The organism is Acinetobacter sp. 197 (assembly GCF_048148385.1).
GTDB lineage: Bacteria > Pseudomonadota > Gammaproteobacteria > Pseudomonadales > Moraxellaceae > Acinetobacter > Acinetobacter pecorum.
The window spans coordinates 79,634-97,448 of sequence record NZ_JAYWZK010000003.1; the positions used below are offsets into that span (position 1 = coordinate 79,634).

Sequence of the window (17,815 nt, forward strand, 5' to 3'; positions counted from 1 at the left end):
TTTGTTGAAAATTGCTTTTCTTTGAACTGAGCAACTCAAAATTGCGTTCATCATAACATTTTTTTTAGTACTTCCGCATAGCGATAAAACTGATTCAACCAGAGAGCAATCGCAATAAAAAAGGCATCCTTGAGAGATGCCTTTGAATGGTTCAATTTATTTTGTTTAAGCGGTGGGTTGGCCCGTATGAACGGTATGAATCAGATCAGACAGGTCATAACCCAGTGATTCTGCATAGGCCAGATATTGCTGTTTGGTGGCCTCATCCAGCGTTGGTTTACGATGCAGTAGCCATAGATACTTCATGTGTGGCTCCCCGACCAGAGCAGTTTCATACTGTTCATCCAGTTTGAGCACCCAGTAATCTCCTTTGGTAAAAGGCACCCAGCGCAAACCTTCAGGCAAGAAGCTGACTTCCAGCTTGCCATGCTCTGCATCAACAATACTGGCCTCTCCAATTGCTTCATCCAGCTTTCCACCGCCATCCAGACAACGGTTCTGGACCCGAACAGTACCATCTTCATTCAGGCTATAAACTGCAGAAATATCAGTGCTGTCTTCAGGTTGGTGCTTCATCGGCAAACGCGCAATTTCATACCAGGTTCCTAAATAATGTTCCAGATCAAAATTAGAAACAGTAGCTAAATCCTGATTCATTTTTTTCTTCTCCGTTCACTTCAATAATTTGTACTGAATCAGTCTAATACATCAGCTAAGGCTTAAAGCGATGTAATCCTGTAGAAAATTGTTATCCTTTTTTTCGATAAGTAAAATTGGCAATAATGCTGCCTATAAATAGTTAAGAGAATAAATATAGAAGGAAATCTGAGATTGTAATAATTTACTTTGACGGGATTAATATTAAAAAAAACTAAATTAAATCTTATTTTTTATAAAAAATTTCCTAAAAAATAATACGAAAAAAAATAATAGTTTAGTTTCATTAAACGAACAATAGAAAAATTTTATTACATATTGAATGTGAAAAATAACATTTAACCGGCTAGTATTCTCCGTTCGTTAACAAATGAAAGCCGATATTTACGGCGTGGAGTAAAAGGTAAAGCATGGTTTATGATCAACCAATGGACATGAGTGCAATACATGCACCTGCTCAAGCGAACATCATATTACGTTCTCAGGCTGAACAAAATCCCAAAAAACCTTCAACAGGTTCTATCCATAAAGCCGTAAGTTCAAGCAACGGTCATCGTATCAATATCGAGAAATTCACAAGCTATTTGCAGGGTATTACCCGTCGAACCAGTACCCAAAAATGCGCGCGCAGTATTCGTGTCGGGCTGCAATCTTCGGGTGCCAAAATCGTGAATCATCCGGTCGCCGCAGCAGACTGGGGAAATACCCTGATGCAATTGGGTTATAAGAAAATTAATGCTTCTTTTGACCGCCCTAAAAAAGGTGATATCTATATTATTGATCGTACCTCAAATCATAAATATGGACACATTGCAGCATATTCAGGAACTGCCTGGGTATCAGACTTCAAGCAGAATAGTCATGCAATCTATCGCACCAAAAACCTGACCTATAGTTACTATCGTCTGGAAACATACTTCTAAAAAACTGTGCAAAGTTCACTCTTTGAAACGTTTCGCGCGGTTTTCATAGACTGAGACTATAAATAGTCCAATCGCGGTAAAACCAAAACATTGCAGACCCAAAGCAAATTTTGTCCATTGCGCATGTTGCTCGGGCAAATAGCCGAATAGGGTAATTAAGGCAATGATGGGAATGACCCGGCTCAAGGCGGTAAAGCCATTTGCATAGGGATTGGACTTCGAAATTTTCAGGCGGGAATGGTGCAATAAATGCACAGCAATTCCAATCGCTAAACTCACGCCAACAAATACCGAACCTAACTGGGCCACAGTTGATGCTGCATAAATCAAAATACAGGTCGCAATAATGACCATCAGCTTGATTTGACGGGTACAGCGTTCCGAATACCAGAACTCAAGCATGGGGTGAACCCGAATCTGATTTGTTCTGATTGAGCAGGGACATGGGAGAAAACAGGCAAATCGCCAGAGCCATAAAGGCAATACCCTGCGCGCCTGGAATCAGGATTTCACCCTGCTGCATGTTCATAAAAACCAAAGCAAGCAATAAGGCAATTGGAATCCAGGTCAGGAGTCTATACAGCAAGTCAGTCGGATTTTTACTGGCAAAGTGGATTTTACAGTAACGGCAAATCAGAAAAACAATGCCGGTACCGACAAACATCAGAATCGCATCTAAGGGCAGCGGCTCCATCCAGTACAAGCCTGCAGCTGCCATAGCAATCACAATAAAAATCAACAGTTTTTTGAAAACAGATACCTGCGGATTAAACCAGAACTCAAGCATAATAATGAAAGAATAGAAGAGATAATCGGCACTTTAGCATATTTTGGATATAAAAAAGCGAGGCCTCTGCCTCGCTAAATTCAGCTCTTTTCTCAGCTGTTTTTTTGTGGGCCCCAGTCATAAATTTTCTTCTGGTAGGCATACCACATCATCCACAAGCCAATCAAGATCATTGGCAGGCTCAGGAATTGTCCCTTGCTCATCCAGCCAATAAACAGCTGGCCATTGTCCGGCTCACGGAAGAACTCGACCACAAAACGTGCCAAGCCGTAACCGATCAGGAACAGTGCCGAAACTGCCATACGCGGACGCGGCTTGGAACTAAACCACCACAGCACAATAAACAGGATCAGACCTTCACACAATGCCTGATAGAGTTGAGATGGATGACGCACCAGTTGCAGCGGATCGGTCGGAAAAATCATGCCCCAGGCAAAGTTTGGATCGGTCACCTGACGGCCATACAGTTCACCGCCAATAAAGTTACCAATCCGGCCAAACATCAGCCCTGTCGGCACGCAAGGTGCGATAAAATCCAGGGTCTGGAACCAGGTCATCTTATATTTCTTGCACCACCACAACATGGCCAAAATCACACCGAGGAAGCCACCATGGAAACTCATGCCGCCAGTCCAGATCTGGAAGAGCCATAAAGGGTCGGCCAGGAACTGGGAAAAACCGTAGAATAAAACATAGCCCACACGGCCACCAATGATTACACCCAGAGCACCAAAGAAAATCAGATCCGAGACCATATCTGGCGTCCAGCCACGCTGTTTAGCGCGATAAGTTGCCAGTCCCCAGGCAAATAGAAAAGCCAGGAGGTACATGAGTCCATACCAGTGGACTTGCAAAGGCCCGAGCGAAATCGCAACGGGATCAATGTTTGGATAGGTGAGCATTCCTGTTCCTTGTGATTCTGTTTTGCACAGATTTTAGCTGAAAGCAAAGAAAAATGTTGTACATTCAATGTGTAAAGATCGAGGGCATCAATTATGTGTATTGTGGCACTGGCTTGGCAGGTTCTGGATCAGACCCCAGTATGTCTGATTTCAAATCGTGACGAGTTTTATCAACGTCCCACGCATGGCTTATATGAATGGGAAAATAGTCCGATTATTGCTGGGCAAGATTTACAGTCTGGTGGTACCTGGATGGGCATTACGGCTTCAGGAAGATGGGCGGTGATCACCAATTTCCGCGACGGACAGGACAAAAAATACTATCCAACTTCACGTGGACATATTATTCAAGACTTTTTAAATTCTGACTTAACTCCGATTCGTTTCGCGCAAGATCTGGAACAGAGACAGTGTGATTATGCTGGTTTTAACCTGTTTGTGGGAGACCAGCAGCAGGCGGTGTATATGAGCAATCGCGGGGAAGCACCGCACGTACTGGCCCATGGGGTCTATGTCGTTTCAAACGGATTGATGAGTGAAGACTGGTACAAGACCCGGCATTTGCGGAAACGCTTTACCCAGGAACTATTACCGATGCTGCAACAACAAAAGATTGCAGAAGCGGAGCTGTGTCATGCAGTCTGGGATATTTTGGAAGATGAACGCAAGGTGATTCCGGAGCTGTTGCCAGATACCGGTATCTCAGTGGAAATGGAACAACTGCTGTCTTCGACTTTTATCCAGAGTCCGGCCTATGGTACCCGTTGCTCCAATTTTTTGAGAATGCAGCAGGGACAATGGCACTGGATCGAAAAGTCACAACAAGGTGCGACCGCAGGCCAAATTATTGAAAAAATAATCAAACTAAAATAAGTGTCAGATATAAAAAATGCCGACATCTGCCGGCATTTTTTCACAATCGCTGTTTATGCTGTCGCTTGCTCCAAAGCTTCACCCGCAATAGCACCGCCATCTTTACGGGTAATCACCACAGTCGCAGAGCGAGGTACTTTGCCTAAACGGCTATAACGCTCGCTTTGGTTGGCTGGCCATGTACCCCCTGGATGCTGAACGTTGACGAAAATCGCCTTGTAGTCCGGGGTAATGGTCACACCGGTAATTTCACAGCCTGATGGGCCGGTGAGGAAACGGCGAACCCGATCATTCTTCAGCTTGGCACCAACAAAGGTTGCTTGTCCTTCTGCCTTGGTGCTGGCAGCAAGCGCTTTGGTTCCATCCCCTACTTTACCTGGCAGTGCTGCCAGCATCATACAGTTGGTTTCATCGGTATACTGACCATCATCGGTCTGAATCCACAGAATCCCGCGCGGATCGAACCACATGCCATCCGGGCTGGAGAAGTCATTTAGATCATCCAGACCTGACAGGTTGATGTTGGATGCAGCACGTGCTTCTGCACCGAACAGGAAGATATCCCAGGCAAATGCAGTGGCATTGACCGTATTCTCAGTTTCACTAAAACGGATGATATGACCATTCATATTGCCTGAGTTGCTGGCACTTGAACCCTTGAAATCAATATAGCTACGCGGATTGGCTGCATCAGTCGGGTAAGCACGCCCACGGTTACCGTTGTTGGTCAGCGTTACATAGACTTCGCCATTTTCCGGGTTTACTGCTACCCATTCCGGACGGTCCATTTTAGTGGCTTGAACATAGTCGGCTGCCAGACGTGCATGCACGACAATATCTGCCTGGTCTTTAAATGGATACACCGGATTTGATGCATCCAGGCCATTTTTACCATGGCTGAGTTCTAGCCATTGACCGGTACCATCCTCCTTGAACTGGGCGACATATAAGGTGCCTTGATCCATATATTTATCACCGACTGCATAACCGCCGTTGACGTCTTTAGGATCCCATTTTGCATCCGATACAAATTTGTAGATATATTCACCGGTTGCATCATCCCCCATATAGAATGCGAGCGGCTGACCGGGTACAGGATTACTGCAACGGCAATCTTCATGGGCAAAACGACCCAAGGCAGTACGTTTTACCGGACGGGCACTGGCACTGAACGGATCAATTTCAACAATAAAACCACAGGTATTCATGGCATTGCGATAGTCAGTAAGGGCACTGCCATCCGCCTGTGCAGTAATATTCCAGCGGTCATACAGATCGCGCTCACCCGTCAGTTCAGCATCGGTTTTATCCCAGCGATACTGGCTGGTTGCCGGACCGCCACGACCATAACGCGACAAAGCAACTTGTTCGGCATCTGTACGTACATCGCCTTCGTCACGGGAGAAATAGCCGCTCCAGTTTTCTTCCGCGGTCAGATAAGTTCCCCACGGGGTATAACCATTACCACAGTTGGCAAAGGTACCGCGCGTCAGGGTGCCTGCAGGCGAAAAACGGGTTTTCATCAGGTCTGAACCGCGTGCCGGACCACGTAATTCCATTTCAGTGGCAGCGGTAATACGGCGGTTAAATGGTGAGTTCAGGTTGATTTTGACGGCCTGGGTGTTCGGGTCTTTCTGGATTTCGACCACCGATACCCCGTGTGCATTCACTTCACGTAAAATCTGGTTTTCAGGGCGTTTACCATCTACCGTAATCGTACCGCCTGGCGTGTGTAACTGCGATTGTTGCAGATACTCATGGTTCAGCACCAACAAACCTTGTTGTGACTGTTTTGCAGCATAATTTTTTTTCTGTGGATCCATACCGAAGAAGGACATGCCGTCATGGTTATCCCCGGCACGGAACTGATAAGAAGCGCCTGATGGAAGTTCTGTATCCAATTTTTCTGGCACACTGCTATTGATTGGATCGCCGACGGCATAGAGTACATTTAACTCATAGCCTTCTGGCACCGTAAAAAAGTTCTGGGTGTTTTTCTTGACCGCTTTAAACGAGAACTTGCTTGGACGTTGCGCCAGATCGCTCCAGGCGTGCTGATCTACTGGTTTTTCATTGGCTGGTGGTGTTTCTGGTACAGAAGTATCATCGTCATTGTCATCGGAACAGCCACTGACCGACGCAGCAAATGCCAATGCCATGGCACCACTGCCTGTTTTTGCAATAAAGCTACGGCGGTTCATATATTGATTCAGGATCGTTTGGAAGTGGGTATTATTGGAATTATTACTGTCTTCAACCAGATCCTGGCAAGGTATCATATCTTCGTTTTTCATTTTAAAGTCCCAATTAAAAAGTAAGTGCTTGGTGGTGTAGAAGTTTTCAATACCTTAAGCTTGGGATGTGACAGTAATCTTAAGAAAATATGACATTAAAATTAAATAAATCAGTGTTTTATTAATTATATAAAATAAAAAGACAGCCAAGGCTGCCTGAACAGATAGATGAGTTCTTGTTTTGGCGGGTTGTTATTATTCGGTCTTTAAACGACGTTTTTCGATCAGTTTTCCTGCCAGTAAACCCAGTTCAAACAGTAGCCACATGGGAACAGCCAGCATAATCATCGACAGGGCATCTGGAGGTGTGACGAACATTGCCACAAAGAAGCAGCCTACAATAATAAAGCGCCGTTTCTCGATCAGTGTCTGTGTTGAAACTGCGCCAATCAGGATCAGAACCAGGGTAATAATGGGGATTTCAAAGGTAAAACCAAACACCAGAAACAGCTTTAAACAGAAGCTGAGATAACTGTTGATATCGGTCATCGGGGCCACAGTTTCCGGCGAAACACTGATAAAAAAATGCAGTATCGAAGGTAATGCCACAAAATAGGCGAAGCTGATGCCGGTATAAAACAGTACGATACTGCCGACCAAAAGCGGCAAGGCCAGACTCTTTTCCCTGGCATACAGTGCAGGCTTAATAAAGCTCCAGAGCTGATACAAAATAAACGGCATCGCGATCATCAGCGCGACAAAGAAGTTCAGCTTAAACGGTGCCATGAAGGTTGCGGTGACATCCGTGGCAATCATGGTCGAGCTGGCGGGTAATTGTGCCCGTAGTGGTTCAGACAGCCTTTGATAAGTCTGATTGGCAAAGGGCAGTAGACAGAAAAACAGGCCAATCAGGATCACAACCACTTTAAAAAGATGCTTTCTTAATACCACCAAATGCTGGGTGATTGGCATCTGTTCCAGATTCAGCGCTGCAGCATCATTGGAGGCTGGTGTAGTTGGCAAGGTTGTCATACGGCCACCTTTATATCTGTATAGCAAGGTTTAGACATTACGTTTTGAGTTGCTAGAGACTGGGGTAAATACACGGAGGATACGGGCTGTTGCACCGGCTGATAGCTGAGCAAGGGCTGAGCAGACTGAGGTTTTATTTTTAGTTGATCAGCTGCAATCGGCTGCTGTAAATCTGCCATTTGTGCCTGCATTCTGGCTTCCAGCTCCTGAATCCGTTGCATTTCAGCCTGCATCTGTTCACGCAATTCGGACAGGCGTAATTCACGATCAAGATCATTCTGAACATTGCTCACCATACGCTTGATCTTGCCGTACCATGTTCCGACAAAACGTACTGCTTCCGGAAGCTTGTCTGGTCCAAGAACCAAAAGTGCAATAATTCCGAAAATCAGCAGCTCGGTCATTCCAATATTGAGCATAGCGAACTCTTAACTTTTAGCCGAATGTTCAGAGGTTTTGACTTGGGCATCAATGGTACGTGGCTCTGCAAGCTTGGCCTGTTCAGCCTCTTCATCCTTGACTGATTTTTTAAAGTCTTTAATCGCGCCGCCCACGTCTTTACCCAGATTTTTAAGCTTGGATGTGCCAAATAATAAAATCACCACAATTGCAAAAATCAGCACATGCCAAATTGATAATCCTGCCATTAGTTTATCCTCTATATTTCATGCACCTATCTCAGCAGGCTTGTATGACAGTGGAGTGACGCTTTGATGACAGTTTGCCGACACGGCAGCAGGGGAATGAATCACTCATATAAAAAATTTCGTAATTCAATGAAAAACATACTGTGCTAGCATACAGCCTGATATGAAAATCTCAGCAGCATTGTCATGGCCTTGATTCTTCCCCTCCTGTCTTTTTTGACTGGTTATTGGGGGGTGCAATATTTAAAACCGATTCGACCTTTTTTGGCTGCTTTATTGGCGCGAGTACTGATTCCAGTACTGATTATCTACAATATGGTGTTTTACCAAGAGGGCAGTTTGTGGCTGATTGCCTTCAGCTTTTTCTGTTCCTGCGTATTCTTTGCCTTGTTTTATTTCACCCTGAAAAATAAACTGCGTGCCTTATGTTTGAGCTATTTAAACGGGGCGTGGCTGGGGATTCCTTTTGCACTGGCAGTTTTTGGCCCGCAAGCGACCAGTACCGTGGTGGCCCTATACATCGGTGGTTCCTTGTTTGGCAATGTCTGTGCGGTAATGGCAGTCAGTGAAGCCAGACAAGATAGTGGCTATATTTTAAAAAATGTACTGCTCTCACCACCTGTGGTGGCACTGTCGGTGGCAGCTCTATTATCATTTTGGGATTTGAGTCACTGGCAGCAAGTGCCTTGGATAGAGATACTGTATCAGGCCAATAAAGTGCTGGTGACTTTTAGCGGCATGTGTGTGCTGGGAATGTGGCTGAGCAATGTGCGGATCAGCCGCTTCGATTTAATGCGTAGTCTGCAACTGATTTTTTATAGAGGGCTGTTTGCGGTTTTGCTGTGTGTTGCCGCTTATTATTTACCTATTCCGCAGCAGACGCTGACTTATGCGGTAATGCTGATGTTCTTTTTATTGCCGCCTGCAGCCAATATTGTGGCACTGGAAACCCATTATCAGGGAACAGGCCATTCCGCCAAATATATTGCTTCGGGGACTTTGGCCAGCGCGATCTTGATTGCCTTATATGGGGCAGTCGTGCATGTATTGATGCCGGGATTATAAAAACATAAAAAGGTTCTCTCACCCCTAGAGAGAGTTAGAGAGGATGTAAAAGCTTTAGAAGGATGATTTTCCCTCTCCTTTAAGGAGAGGGTTAGGGAGAGGTGTATTTTAAAAATCCCTCACCCCAGCCCTCTCCCAAAGGGAGAGGGGGTAATGAGAGGCGGAACTTACTTCGCCAAACTTGCCTTGAACAACTGCATCGCCTGACCACGATGACTGATTTTATTCTTTTCTTCTTTGCTCATTTCTGCACTGGAAATTCCCAGTTCTGGTAACCAGAACAACGGGTCATAGCCAAAACCATTTTCACCACGCGCAGCTTCCAGAATTTCCCCGTGCCAGATACCCTGAAAGACTTGCGGTAAGGGATCTTCGGCATGTTGGACCAGTGCCAGTACACAAACAAACATACCCTCAATTGTTTCACCCTCTTGGCGTAAGGGTTTGAGATCGGCCAGCAGTTTTTCATTATTGGCGGCATCGTTACCATGCTCGCCGGCATAACGAGCCGAATAAATGCCGGGAGCGCCTCCGAGAACCGGCACACAAATGCCTGAATCATCTGCAATAGCAGGTTTTCCGGAAATTTTAGAAGCATGACGTGCCTTAATAATCGCATTTTCGACAAAGCTTAGACCATCTTCGATCGCATCTTCGATATTCAATTTTCCCTGGGCCACGACTTCAACCGGCAGTTGCAGCTCGGCAAACAGTTTTTCAAACTCGGCAATTTTACCTTTGTTATTACTCGCCAATACCAGTGTACCTTGGGATAACCAGTCAGTTGCAGCCATGTCAAAAACTCATTATTAGATAAAGAATGGGTGCTATTTTAGCAATGGATGAAGAATTTGCGGCAATAAAAAAGCACCCGAAGGTGCTATTTATACCATTCAGCTTATTGTGCCTGAATCCATCTGTCGGCACGGTCACGTGCCTGACGGATCTGCTCTTGGGTTAAATTCGCCGCCAAGGCAGTTTTTCTGCCTTCCGATAGCGTAATCACCTTATTGTCGAGCATGCCATCACGGGTAGACAGTTCATACCATTGGTAAGCACCCATATAGTTTTTCTTTTTCTCTTCCATCATTGCCAGGTTAAAGCTGGCACGGTTATCGCCACGGCTAGCGGCTTTTTCAAAATACTGACGTGCCAGCGTTTCATCTTTTCTGGTGCCAATACCATCGGCCAGCATACGGCCAACATTCAGCTGTGCAACTGCCAGACCTTGATCCGCAGCAGCTTTATACCAGGCAAAGGCCTGTCGTTCATCTTTTTGAATGTCTTTACCATACTGGTATTTGGTGGCCAGATAAAACTGTGCACCGGCCTGACCAGCTTTCGCTGCTTTGGTCAGACTGTTGATATCCATGATGGAATACTGAGCCGCTTGACTGGCAACAGATGGACTAGGTGCAACATAATCTGCATGGGCTTGCATGCCAAAAAGTCCCGCCAGTAGCGTCGTACTTAATAATAATTTTTTCATAGCGCGCTCACTCGATAAATTGCGACTTCACCAAATAGATTAGGGAGATGCTTGCTCAGCAAACTATCTTCTTGATTCCCGTTCACAGCGAGTCGATTAATAATTTTGATATTATTTTCCGCACAAAGTGCTTCAAAATCACGAAATGTACATAAGTGGATATTCGGGGTGTTATACCACATATACGGCAAGGCTTCAGAAACCGGCATTCTCCCTTTGATTGCCAAGAAAGAACGAGTCTTCCAATGCGCAAAGTTCGGGAAGGTAATAATGGCCTGTTTCCCCACACGCACCATATCACGTAATAATACGTCAGGCGCATCTACAGCTTGCAAAGCTTGTGCCATGACCACATTGTCAAAAGACTGGTCAGCAAAGCGGCTTAAGCCGAGGTTTAAGTCTTGCTGGATGATATTTAACCCGCGACTGACTGCAATTGCAATCTTTTCCTGATCAATTTCTAATCCGTATGCACGAATATCGTGCTTTTTGCTCATTTGTGCCAGCAGTTCACCGTCACCACAACCAAGGTCGAGTACGCTAGAACCCGGCTTGATCCACTTTTCAGCGAGTTGTTGATCGATACGCATTATATGGTCTCCTTCGGTGTTGCTTTAAGGTGTTCTTCACCCCCGAGAAATGCACGCAAAGATTTTACATAGAGCGGAATCGGGAACAGGAAGGAGTCATGACCTTGTTCCGCATCAATATCCAGATAGCTGACAGGTTTGTGGTTGCTGATCAAGGCATCCACGATTTCCTGTGAGCGGGCAGGGGTAAAACGCCAGTCAGTGGTGAATGACACTACAAGGAACTTGCACTGGGTATTGGCCATGGCTTTTTTAAGCGACTGTTCATATTCACGCGACGGATCAAAGTAATCCAGTGCCTTGGTCATGATCAGATAGGTATTGGCATCGAAGTTACGGCTGAACTGCTCGCCCTGATAACGCAAATAGCTTTCGACCTGAAATTCAACGTCAAAACCATACATAAATTTGCCTGATTTCAAATCGCGGCCAAACTTCTGCTTCATGGCCTCTTCGGACAGGTAAGTAATATGGCCCACCATACGCGCCAGAATCAGGCCACGTTTTGGATAGCTGTCATTTTCCAGATAACGACCATTATGGAAATCCGGGTCTGACAAAATCGACTGACGTGCCACTTCGTTAAAGGCAATATTCTGTGCAGAAAGCTTTGGAGCGCTGGCAATGATCACGCATTTTCTTAAACGGTTTGGATAATCCACGGACCATTGCAATGCCTGCATGCCACCCAGTGAACCGCCAATGATGGCATCCCAGGTATCAATCCCTAAACGGTCAGAGAGCAGGGCCTGGGTTTTGACCCAGTCGCGAACCGTAACTAGTGGAAAATCCGGGCCATAAGGACGGTTATCATGTTCAGGATTGGGTGAGGTCGGGCCGGTAGAGCCATTACAGCCACCAATATTATTCAGTGAAACCACAAAGAATTTTGACGTATCAATGGCTTTGCCGGGGCCAATACATGAATCCCACCAGCCGGGTTTTTTATCATCTTCATGATGATAGCCTGCAGCATGGTGATGCCCGGAAAGCGCATGGCAGATCAAAATAGCATTGGACTTATCGGCATTGAGTTCGCCGTAAGTTTCAACCATCAGTTCAAAACGGGGAAGGATGCGACCGCATTCAAGCTCTAACGGCTCTTCAAATTGGAACTTTTGTGGGACAACAATGCCCACTGAGTCAGCTGGAAAAGACACGGGAGGGATTCGCCTTAAAATCTTGAGTATGAATAATAAAAGGATACCATTTGCAGGTATCCTTCTAAAGTCTTTTTAATGCTATGGATTATTGCTAATTCTAATACCGTGTTTAGACGGCAGCAGCAATCACCTGATCAGTGCTTAACACACCCTGATCAATCAGACGGTTGGTACATGCGATAATCGCTTCGATGGAAGAGGTCACGATGTTGTCATGTACCCCTGCACCAAAGGCAGATTTACCGGTACCTTTCACTTGAAGTTCGATCAAGGCCAATGCTTTGGCATGGGCACCTGAACTGATGCTGCGCTCTTCATAGTTTACGACATCAATTGGCAACTGAAGTGCATCCAGAATTGCAGAAATTGGACCATTGCCTTCACCGCGGATACGACGGGACTGACCGTCAATTTCAAGGTCAAGCTCAATCACCTGATTGCCGTTATCATCTGACAATTTGTAGTTTTTCGCAGAATAGTGAACGTTTTTAGCATTCACATAGGTTTCCTTGAATAACTTCCAGATTTCGGTCGCGCTGATTTCAGTGCCTTGTTCATCGGTACGTTTTTGTACGATCTGAGAGAATTCAATCTGTAAACGACGCGGCAAGATCACGTTGTAGTTCGATTCTAACAAGTAGGCAATACCACCTTTACCTGATTGTGAATTCACACGGATTACGGCGTCATAATCACGGCCCAAATCTTTCGGGTCGATTGGCAAATACGGCATATCCCAGATTTCTTCGTTTTTCTGGAACTCGAAACCTTTTTTGATCGCATCCTGATGCGAACCCGAGAATGCAGTGAAGACCAAATCGCCGGCATATGGATGACGCGGGTGCACAGGTAAACCGGTACATTCTTCCACAGTCGCAATGATTTCATTGATGTTGGAGAAATCCAAATTCGGTGCTACACCTTGGGTGTACATGTTCAAGGCAATCGCAGCCACGTCAACGTTACCGGTACGTTCACCATTCCCAAATACGCAGCCTTCAACCCGGTCAGCACCGGCCATAATCGCCAATTCTGAAGCGGCAATGCCACAACCACGGTCATTGTGACAGTGAACTGAAATAATCACGCCGTCACGCCGCTCGATGTTACGGTGCATCCATTCGATTTGATCGGCATAGATGTGTGGTCCTGAAACCTCTACGGTTGCAGGCAAGTTCAAAATGACTTTATTGGTCGGTGATGCTTCCCAGATTTCAGTCACAGCATCACAGACATCTTTTGCAACTTCTAATTCGGTTGCTGTAAAACATTCCGGGCTGTACTGGAAGATAAATTCAGTTTCCGGCTGTTTTGCGGCGTATTCTTTCACTTTTTGTGCAGCATTAATGGCAAGCTGTTTTGCACCTTCTACATCAACATTCAAGACTTTGTTGCGGAATGTCGGCGAGTTGGAATTATAGATATGCACAATGGCACGTTTCGCACCTTGTAAAGACTCAAAGGTACGTTGTATCAAGTGATCACGTGCCTGAACCAATACCTCGATATAAACGTCATCCGGAATATGATCTTCTTCAATCAATTTACGGGTGAAATCGAAGTCAATTTGCGAAGCTGATGGAAAGCCGATTTCAATGTGCTTGAAACCGATTTTTACCAACATCTGGAACATCTTGAATTTCTGCTCCATGTTCATTGGCTCAAAGATCGCTTGGTTACCGTCACGCAGGTCGGTACTCATCCAGATTGGCGCTTTATTGATTTCGTTATTCGGCCATTGACGGTCTGGTAAGTCCACACGTTGATACATGCGACGGTATTTTTTACTTGGATCAGCCAACATCATGAGAGAGCTCCTTGTGTAACCTGATACAGCCTGTGTTTGGTTGAAGCACTGGCAAAGGTTGCGGAATAGATTTTGTCTATAATCATTTTCATGCAGGTTGGAACCAGGATTAAAACTAAAAAACTTCCGAAATATGTGAAATTTAGTTTTAACCACAAAACCTGCATGTATCACTTATACAATTTAGTTTAATCCAGTTAAATCGAAAAGTTTTTGCTTTTTTTATGGATTTTAGTCGTATCTCAATAAAGATTTTCTTATAAAGTTTAAGTCATGGAAAATATTTTCAATAATTTTAAATATTTTATTTTATATTTTCTTAATTTAAACTTAATGCATGATTTTTTACACTTAAATGCCCGGTGATGCAGTATTTTTTTTACAAAAAATAAATCTGCTTATGTTCACAGATCACTAAATTCATGCTGGCTTTCAAAGCTCGGCCCATTTACGCATTAAATTATGATACAGATTGGTCAGTTTCATGACTTCGGCGTGCTGATCACCTAGCTCAATTCTCAGATTTTGAATACTCTGATCCAGATTAAACAGCATATGCCGTTCTGCATCATCCCGAATCATACTTTGTACCCAGAAAAAAGAGGCTATTCGGCAACCAGAAGTAATCGGAGTGACTTCATGCAGGCTGGTCGACGGATATAGAATCATATCGCCAGCAGGCAGTTTCACTTCGTGATAACCGTAAGTGTCTTCGACCACCAGTTCACCACCGACATATTCTTCCGGCTCACTCAGGAAAACCGTACAGGATAAATCCGTTCTGAGGCGTTCATTGCTCCCGCGAATACGACGAATCGAATTATCGACATGAAAGCCGAAAGATTCATTATTTTCATAGCGGTTAAACAGAGGAGGAATAATATCCAGAGGAATTGCAGCTGATAAAAATAAAGCATGCTGTCCCAGGGATTCCAGAATAATATTGCTGAGATGATGAGTGAGTGGATGATCTTCAGGTAATTGCTGATTCTGTTTCACGCTGGCAGAGAGTGTACCAGCGGTGACTTTTCCATTGACCCACTCAATCTTCTTCATCTCCTCACGGAAATATTGCACCTGTTCTTTGCTCAGTACATTTGGAATATGATGCAGCACTGGAAACCCTCGAATAATTGCATTTTCAAAATAGCATAGCCTCCCATCAGGAGGCTATGCGCTTATATTGAATTAATATTTAAAGTTGACTGCCAGCACTGCACTGCGGCCTTCTGCTTCAGTGGCATAGTGAGAGGCATAAGCTTTAGTGAAGTAACGTTCATCAGACAGGTTATTGACGTTTAATTGCAAATCAACATTTTCATTCACGTTATAACGCGCCATGGCATCATAACGGACATAACCTGGAACCCACTTGGTATTGGCTGCATCCCCATAAACTTTATCCATTGCAACAGCACCCGCACCTAAAGTTAAAGCAGGTGTTACAGCATAGGTAGTCCAAAGGGTTGCAGAATTTTTAGGTACATTCTGCATTTGCTTACCTTTGGCAGGATTGTCAGGTGTACATACCCCTTGACGGTTACAGGATGGGCCTGGGTTCACAGTTTCACTGTCGAGATAAGTATAACCAGCAGATACAGCCCATTTATCCGTAATTTGGCCATTTACGCCCAGCTCAAGACCGTCTACTTGGGTTTCGCCGCCATTGGTATATGTAGTAGCATCCAGTTGAATCCGCGTATTTTGTTTTTCAGTACGGAACACGGCAGCGGTTAAATTCAGTCTTTCATTTAACACATCCCACTTTGTACCGATTTCAAAGGTACGGCTCTCTTCTGGATCTAAGTCCATATAGGCTTGGCCAATTGCTTCTGAACCATCCCCGCCATCTACACCGACCGGATTGGCAGAAGTCGCATAACTTGCATAGATAGAACCATTTTCAACAGGTTTAAAGATTAATCCAGCCTGATAGGTCAGGAAGTTGGTATTATTTTCAATAGAGTCGCCAGTCGCATTTGTGGTTTGCTTGGTATCAAATTTATCCCAACGTAAACCCAAATCTAATAACCATTGCGGGCTAAACTCGATATTATCTAAGAGATAGACAGATGTAGTCTCGGTCGTGGTTGTCGTGAGATTTTTGTTGGCTGCGGAAGAGCCCAACCATTGATCACGTGAGTCTGGGTTAGTTAATGATGTACACCATGCATCGTTGATAGCACAGTCGCTGTTGAAACCACCTGTAGTGGTACCTGGATAGCCTGGATAACTTGTTAAGTAGTTACCTTTGTCAGATTTTTGATCTGAGTACTCTGCACCTATATTAAAGCTATGCTTGAATGCACCTGTATTAAACTTACCTGTCAAAGCAAGCTGGTCGGTAAAGATGTTGGTATCAGTAATACGTGAGTTTATACGACGCCAGACTTTATCATTCAGCACGTTACCTTTGGAGTCATCTGGCTGGGTCCATAAGTAGTCATTTTTGGCAGAGCTATATACCGCTGTATTACTCAGGGTCAGGTTATCCGTTAAATCGTGTTCCAGTTTGAGGGTACCGATCTGATTTTCCTGTTTCTGGAAATCACGACTTAATAAACCATAATAAATGCCCTGTTTTACATCGACAGGTTTACCGACGGTAGCTTTTTTTGCCGCATCATACTTATAAGGAACCCCTGAATCCGGCGTGTCATCCGATTTTAAATAGTAATAACTTAAAGTCGCGCGGGTAGGGGTGTCCAGACCAAATACAATACTCGGTGCAATACCGGCACGTTTATATTCGGCACCATTTTTCTGGCCAGCTTTTTCATTATGGTGACCCATCACGGCCACACGTGCTGCTATACCATTTCCAAAATCTTTATTGCCATCCAAAGTTATGCGTTGATAGTTGTCAGTACCACCAGCGACAGAACCTTCTAGAAAGTCACCCGCTTTAGCAACTTTAGAAATCATGTTGATACTACCACCAGTCGTTCCTGCACCGCCCATGGCAGATGCAGAACCTTTGGTGACTTCAACCTGTTCGACAGCAAACATTTCACGGTTCTGTGAAGTGGCGTTGCGTACGCCGTCTACATACATGGAGCTTTCAGAATTATAACCCCGAATAAAAGGACGATCACCGTTTGGATTGCCACCTTCACCCGCGCCCAAGGTAATCCCTGGAACTGTACGCAAGGCATCACTTAAGGTAGTGACTTGTGTATCTTCAATTAACTGTTTTGAAATGACCGAAACTGACTTGGGGGTATCGAGTAAAGGCGCTACAAATTTGCTGTTTGCAGATTGGCTTACTTTGAAGCTAGGTGCCGGTTCAGCTTTGACTTCTTGATGAATCGTCTCTAACTGGATCACCTGTTCTTCTGCCATCGCAGATCCAGCCACCATTGATAAAGATGAAACAATTGCAGAGGAAACGATTTTTTTACGTGTTTTAATGAAGGTCATGTTAAACCTAAAAAATGAATATTAAAAAAGTATGAGAATAATAATGATTCTTGTTTTTATTTTTATCCTTTTGTCATAGGAATTCATGATCTTTAAGAAAATATTAAATGAGATTTCAAATGTAATATTATATCAATACTTGATTAAACAATTGATTTTAATAAATATTGATAAATAAAGCTGATTGTTAACTTTTTATTGAGAATAATGATGTTTATTAGAAGGG

At 44.4% G+C, this 17,815-nt stretch carries 18 protein-coding genes; 3 read left to right on the top strand and 15 right to left on the bottom strand.

Going from position 1 to position 17,815, the window contains the following annotated elements; all coding sequences use genetic code 11:
- Positions 1 to 165 precede the first annotated feature (165 nt).
- Entirely contained in the window at positions 166 to 657 is a 492-nt protein-coding gene (locus VXQ11_RS04440) for a lipocalin family protein (protein ID WP_416705512.1), read from the bottom strand.
- Between the two features lie 410 nt (positions 658 to 1,067).
- On the opposite strand from VXQ11_RS04440, the gene VXQ11_RS04445 reads away from it, so the two are divergent.
- On the top strand, positions 1,068 to 1,580 hold the full coding sequence (locus tag VXQ11_RS04445) for a CHAP domain-containing protein (protein ID WP_064094835.1): 513 nt from the start codon (positions 1,068 to 1,070) through the stop codon (positions 1,578 to 1,580).
- A 15-nt stretch (positions 1,581 to 1,595) separates the two neighbouring features.
- Here VXQ11_RS04445 and VXQ11_RS04450 read toward each other — a convergent pair whose 3' ends face one another.
- The 3 genes from VXQ11_RS04450 to lgt form a co-directional block, all read right to left on the bottom strand.
- The gene (locus tag VXQ11_RS04450) at positions 1,596 to 1,982 is read right to left on the bottom strand and encodes a hypothetical protein (RefSeq protein ID WP_416705513.1); all 387 of its coding nucleotides are present in this window, start codon (positions 1,980 to 1,982) and stop codon (positions 1,596 to 1,598) included.
- Positions 1,975 to 2,367 (bottom strand): hypothetical protein, encoded by a 393-nt coding sequence (locus VXQ11_RS04455; RefSeq protein ID WP_416705514.1) that lies wholly within the window; start codon positions 2,365 to 2,367, stop codon positions 1,975 to 1,977. The genes VXQ11_RS04450 and VXQ11_RS04455 overlap by 8 nt, the downstream gene beginning before the upstream one ends.
- 92 nt (positions 2,368 to 2,459) lie before the next feature.
- A complete protein-coding gene (gene lgt / locus VXQ11_RS04460) occupies positions 2,460 to 3,269 on the bottom strand; it encodes a prolipoprotein diacylglyceryl transferase (protein WP_064094832.1) in 810 nt (269 codons plus the stop codon).
- A gap of 93 nt (positions 3,270 to 3,362) precedes the next feature.
- On the opposite strand from lgt, the gene VXQ11_RS04465 reads away from it, so the two are divergent.
- Positions 3,363 to 4,142 carry an NRDE family protein gene (locus VXQ11_RS04465; protein WP_416705515.1) on the top strand — a complete coding sequence of 260 codons (780 nt, stop codon included), beginning with the start codon at positions 3,363 to 3,365 and terminating at the stop codon, positions 4,140 to 4,142.
- Positions 4,143 to 4,195: 53 nt separating this feature from the next.
- Here the strand turns inward: VXQ11_RS04465 and VXQ11_RS04470 are convergent, their stop codons facing one another.
- The 4 genes from VXQ11_RS04470 to tatA form a co-directional block, all read right to left on the bottom strand.
- On the bottom strand, positions 4,196 to 6,436 hold the full coding sequence (locus tag VXQ11_RS04470; protein WP_416705516.1) for a PhoX family protein: 2,241 nt from the start codon (positions 6,434 to 6,436) through the stop codon (positions 4,196 to 4,198).
- A gap of 195 nt (positions 6,437 to 6,631) precedes the next feature.
- The gene (tatC, locus tag VXQ11_RS04475) at positions 6,632 to 7,408 is read right to left on the bottom strand and encodes a twin-arginine translocase subunit TatC (RefSeq protein ID WP_416705517.1); all 777 of its coding nucleotides are present in this window, start codon (positions 7,406 to 7,408) and stop codon (positions 6,632 to 6,634) included.
- On the bottom strand, positions 7,405 to 7,827 hold the full coding sequence (tatB, locus tag VXQ11_RS04480; RefSeq protein ID WP_144724545.1) for a Sec-independent protein translocase protein TatB: 423 nt from the start codon (positions 7,825 to 7,827) through the stop codon (positions 7,405 to 7,407). The genes tatC and tatB overlap by 4 nt, the downstream gene beginning before the upstream one ends.
- A gap of 9 nt (positions 7,828 to 7,836) precedes the next feature.
- Positions 7,837 to 8,055, bottom strand: coding sequence for a Sec-independent protein translocase subunit TatA (gene tatA / locus VXQ11_RS04485; protein WP_064094827.1), 219 nt, complete (start codon positions 8,053 to 8,055; stop codon positions 7,837 to 7,839).
- Between the two features lie 186 nt (positions 8,056 to 8,241).
- On the opposite strand from tatA, the gene VXQ11_RS04490 reads away from it, so the two are divergent.
- Positions 8,242 to 9,120 carry a permease gene (locus VXQ11_RS04490; RefSeq protein ID WP_416705518.1) on the top strand — a complete coding sequence of 293 codons (879 nt, stop codon included), beginning with the start codon at positions 8,242 to 8,244 and terminating at the stop codon, positions 9,118 to 9,120.
- A 167-nt stretch (positions 9,121 to 9,287) separates the two neighbouring features.
- Here VXQ11_RS04490 and rdgB read toward each other — a convergent pair whose 3' ends face one another.
- The 7 genes from rdgB to VXQ11_RS04525 all read right to left on the bottom strand — a co-directional run bounded on the left by rdgB (position 9,288) and on the right by VXQ11_RS04525 (position 17,589).
- The gene (gene rdgB, locus VXQ11_RS04495; protein ID WP_416680418.1) at positions 9,288 to 9,914 is read right to left on the bottom strand and encodes an RdgB/HAM1 family non-canonical purine NTP pyrophosphatase; all 627 of its coding nucleotides are present in this window, start codon (positions 9,912 to 9,914) and stop codon (positions 9,288 to 9,290) included.
- Positions 9,915 to 10,018: 104 nt separating this feature from the next.
- Entirely contained in the window at positions 10,019 to 10,609 is a 591-nt protein-coding gene (locus tag VXQ11_RS04500) for a tetratricopeptide repeat protein (protein ID WP_191730370.1), read from the bottom strand.
- Complete coding sequence (metW, locus tag VXQ11_RS04505; protein WP_004278415.1) at positions 10,606 to 11,199, bottom strand: methionine biosynthesis protein MetW; 594 nt, start codon at positions 11,197 to 11,199, stop codon at positions 10,606 to 10,608. The genes VXQ11_RS04500 and metW overlap by 4 nt, the downstream gene beginning before the upstream one ends.
- On the bottom strand, positions 11,199 to 12,359 hold the full coding sequence (gene metX / locus VXQ11_RS04510; RefSeq protein WP_064094823.1) for a homoserine O-succinyltransferase MetX: 1,161 nt from the start codon (positions 12,357 to 12,359) through the stop codon (positions 11,199 to 11,201). The genes metW and metX overlap by 1 nt, the downstream gene beginning before the upstream one ends.
- A gap of 112 nt (positions 12,360 to 12,471) precedes the next feature.
- Entirely contained in the window at positions 12,472 to 14,169 is a 1,698-nt protein-coding gene (gene leuA, locus VXQ11_RS04515) for a 2-isopropylmalate synthase (RefSeq protein WP_416705519.1), read from the bottom strand.
- 432 nt (positions 14,170 to 14,601) lie between these two features.
- On the bottom strand, positions 14,602 to 15,285 hold the full coding sequence (locus VXQ11_RS04520; RefSeq protein ID WP_044111892.1) for a Fe2+-dependent dioxygenase: 684 nt from the start codon (positions 15,283 to 15,285) through the stop codon (positions 14,602 to 14,604).
- A gap of 72 nt (positions 15,286 to 15,357) precedes the next feature.
- Complete coding sequence (locus VXQ11_RS04525; RefSeq protein ID WP_044111894.1) at positions 15,358 to 17,589, bottom strand: TonB-dependent receptor; 2,232 nt, start codon at positions 17,587 to 17,589, stop codon at positions 15,358 to 15,360.
- Between the last annotated feature and the right edge of the window lie 226 nt (positions 17,590 to 17,815).

Excerpts from the sequence above, each read along its gene's own strand:
- VXQ11_RS04440 (WP_416705512.1), bottom strand. The coding sequence starts at position 657 with ATGAATCAGGATTTAGCTACTGTTTCTAATTTTGATCTGGAACATTAT.
- VXQ11_RS04445 (WP_064094835.1), top strand. The coding sequence starts at position 1,068 with ATGGTTTATGATCAACCAATGGACATGAGTGCAATACATGCACCTGCT.
- VXQ11_RS04450 (WP_416705513.1), bottom strand. The coding sequence starts at position 1,982 with ATGCTTGAGTTCTGGTATTCGGAACGCTGTACCCGTCAAATCAAGCTG.
- VXQ11_RS04455 (WP_416705514.1), bottom strand. The coding sequence starts at position 2,367 with ATGCTTGAGTTCTGGTTTAATCCGCAGGTATCTGTTTTCAAAAAACTG.
- lgt (WP_064094832.1), bottom strand. The coding sequence starts at position 3,269 with ATGCTCACCTATCCAAACATTGATCCCGTTGCGATTTCGCTCGGGCCT.
- VXQ11_RS04465 (WP_416705515.1), top strand. The coding sequence starts at position 3,363 with ATGTGTATTGTGGCACTGGCTTGGCAGGTTCTGGATCAGACCCCAGTA.
- VXQ11_RS04470 (WP_416705516.1), bottom strand. The coding sequence starts at position 6,436 with ATGAAAAACGAAGATATGATACCTTGCCAGGATCTGGTTGAAGACAGT.
- tatC (WP_416705517.1), bottom strand. The coding sequence starts at position 7,408 with ATGACAACCTTGCCAACTACACCAGCCTCCAATGATGCTGCAGCGCTG.
- tatB (WP_144724545.1), bottom strand. The coding sequence starts at position 7,827 with ATGCTCAATATTGGAATGACCGAGCTGCTGATTTTCGGAATTATTGCA.
- tatA (WP_064094827.1), bottom strand. The coding sequence starts at position 8,055 with ATGGCAGGATTATCAATTTGGCATGTGCTGATTTTTGCAATTGTGGTG.
- VXQ11_RS04490 (WP_416705518.1), top strand. The coding sequence starts at position 8,242 with ATGGCCTTGATTCTTCCCCTCCTGTCTTTTTTGACTGGTTATTGGGGG.
- rdgB (WP_416680418.1), bottom strand. The coding sequence starts at position 9,914 with ATGGCTGCAACTGACTGGTTATCCCAAGGTACACTGGTATTGGCGAGT.
- VXQ11_RS04500 (WP_191730370.1), bottom strand. The coding sequence starts at position 10,609 with ATGAAAAAATTATTATTAAGTACGACGCTACTGGCGGGACTTTTTGGC.
- metW (WP_004278415.1), bottom strand. The coding sequence starts at position 11,199 with ATGCGTATCGATCAACAACTCGCTGAAAAGTGGATCAAGCCGGGTTCT.
- leuA (WP_416705519.1), bottom strand. The coding sequence starts at position 14,169 with ATGATGTTGGCTGATCCAAGTAAAAAATACCGTCGCATGTATCAACGT.
- VXQ11_RS04525 (WP_044111894.1), bottom strand. The coding sequence starts at position 17,589 with ATGACCTTCATTAAAACACGTAAAAAAATCGTTTCCTCTGCAATTGTT.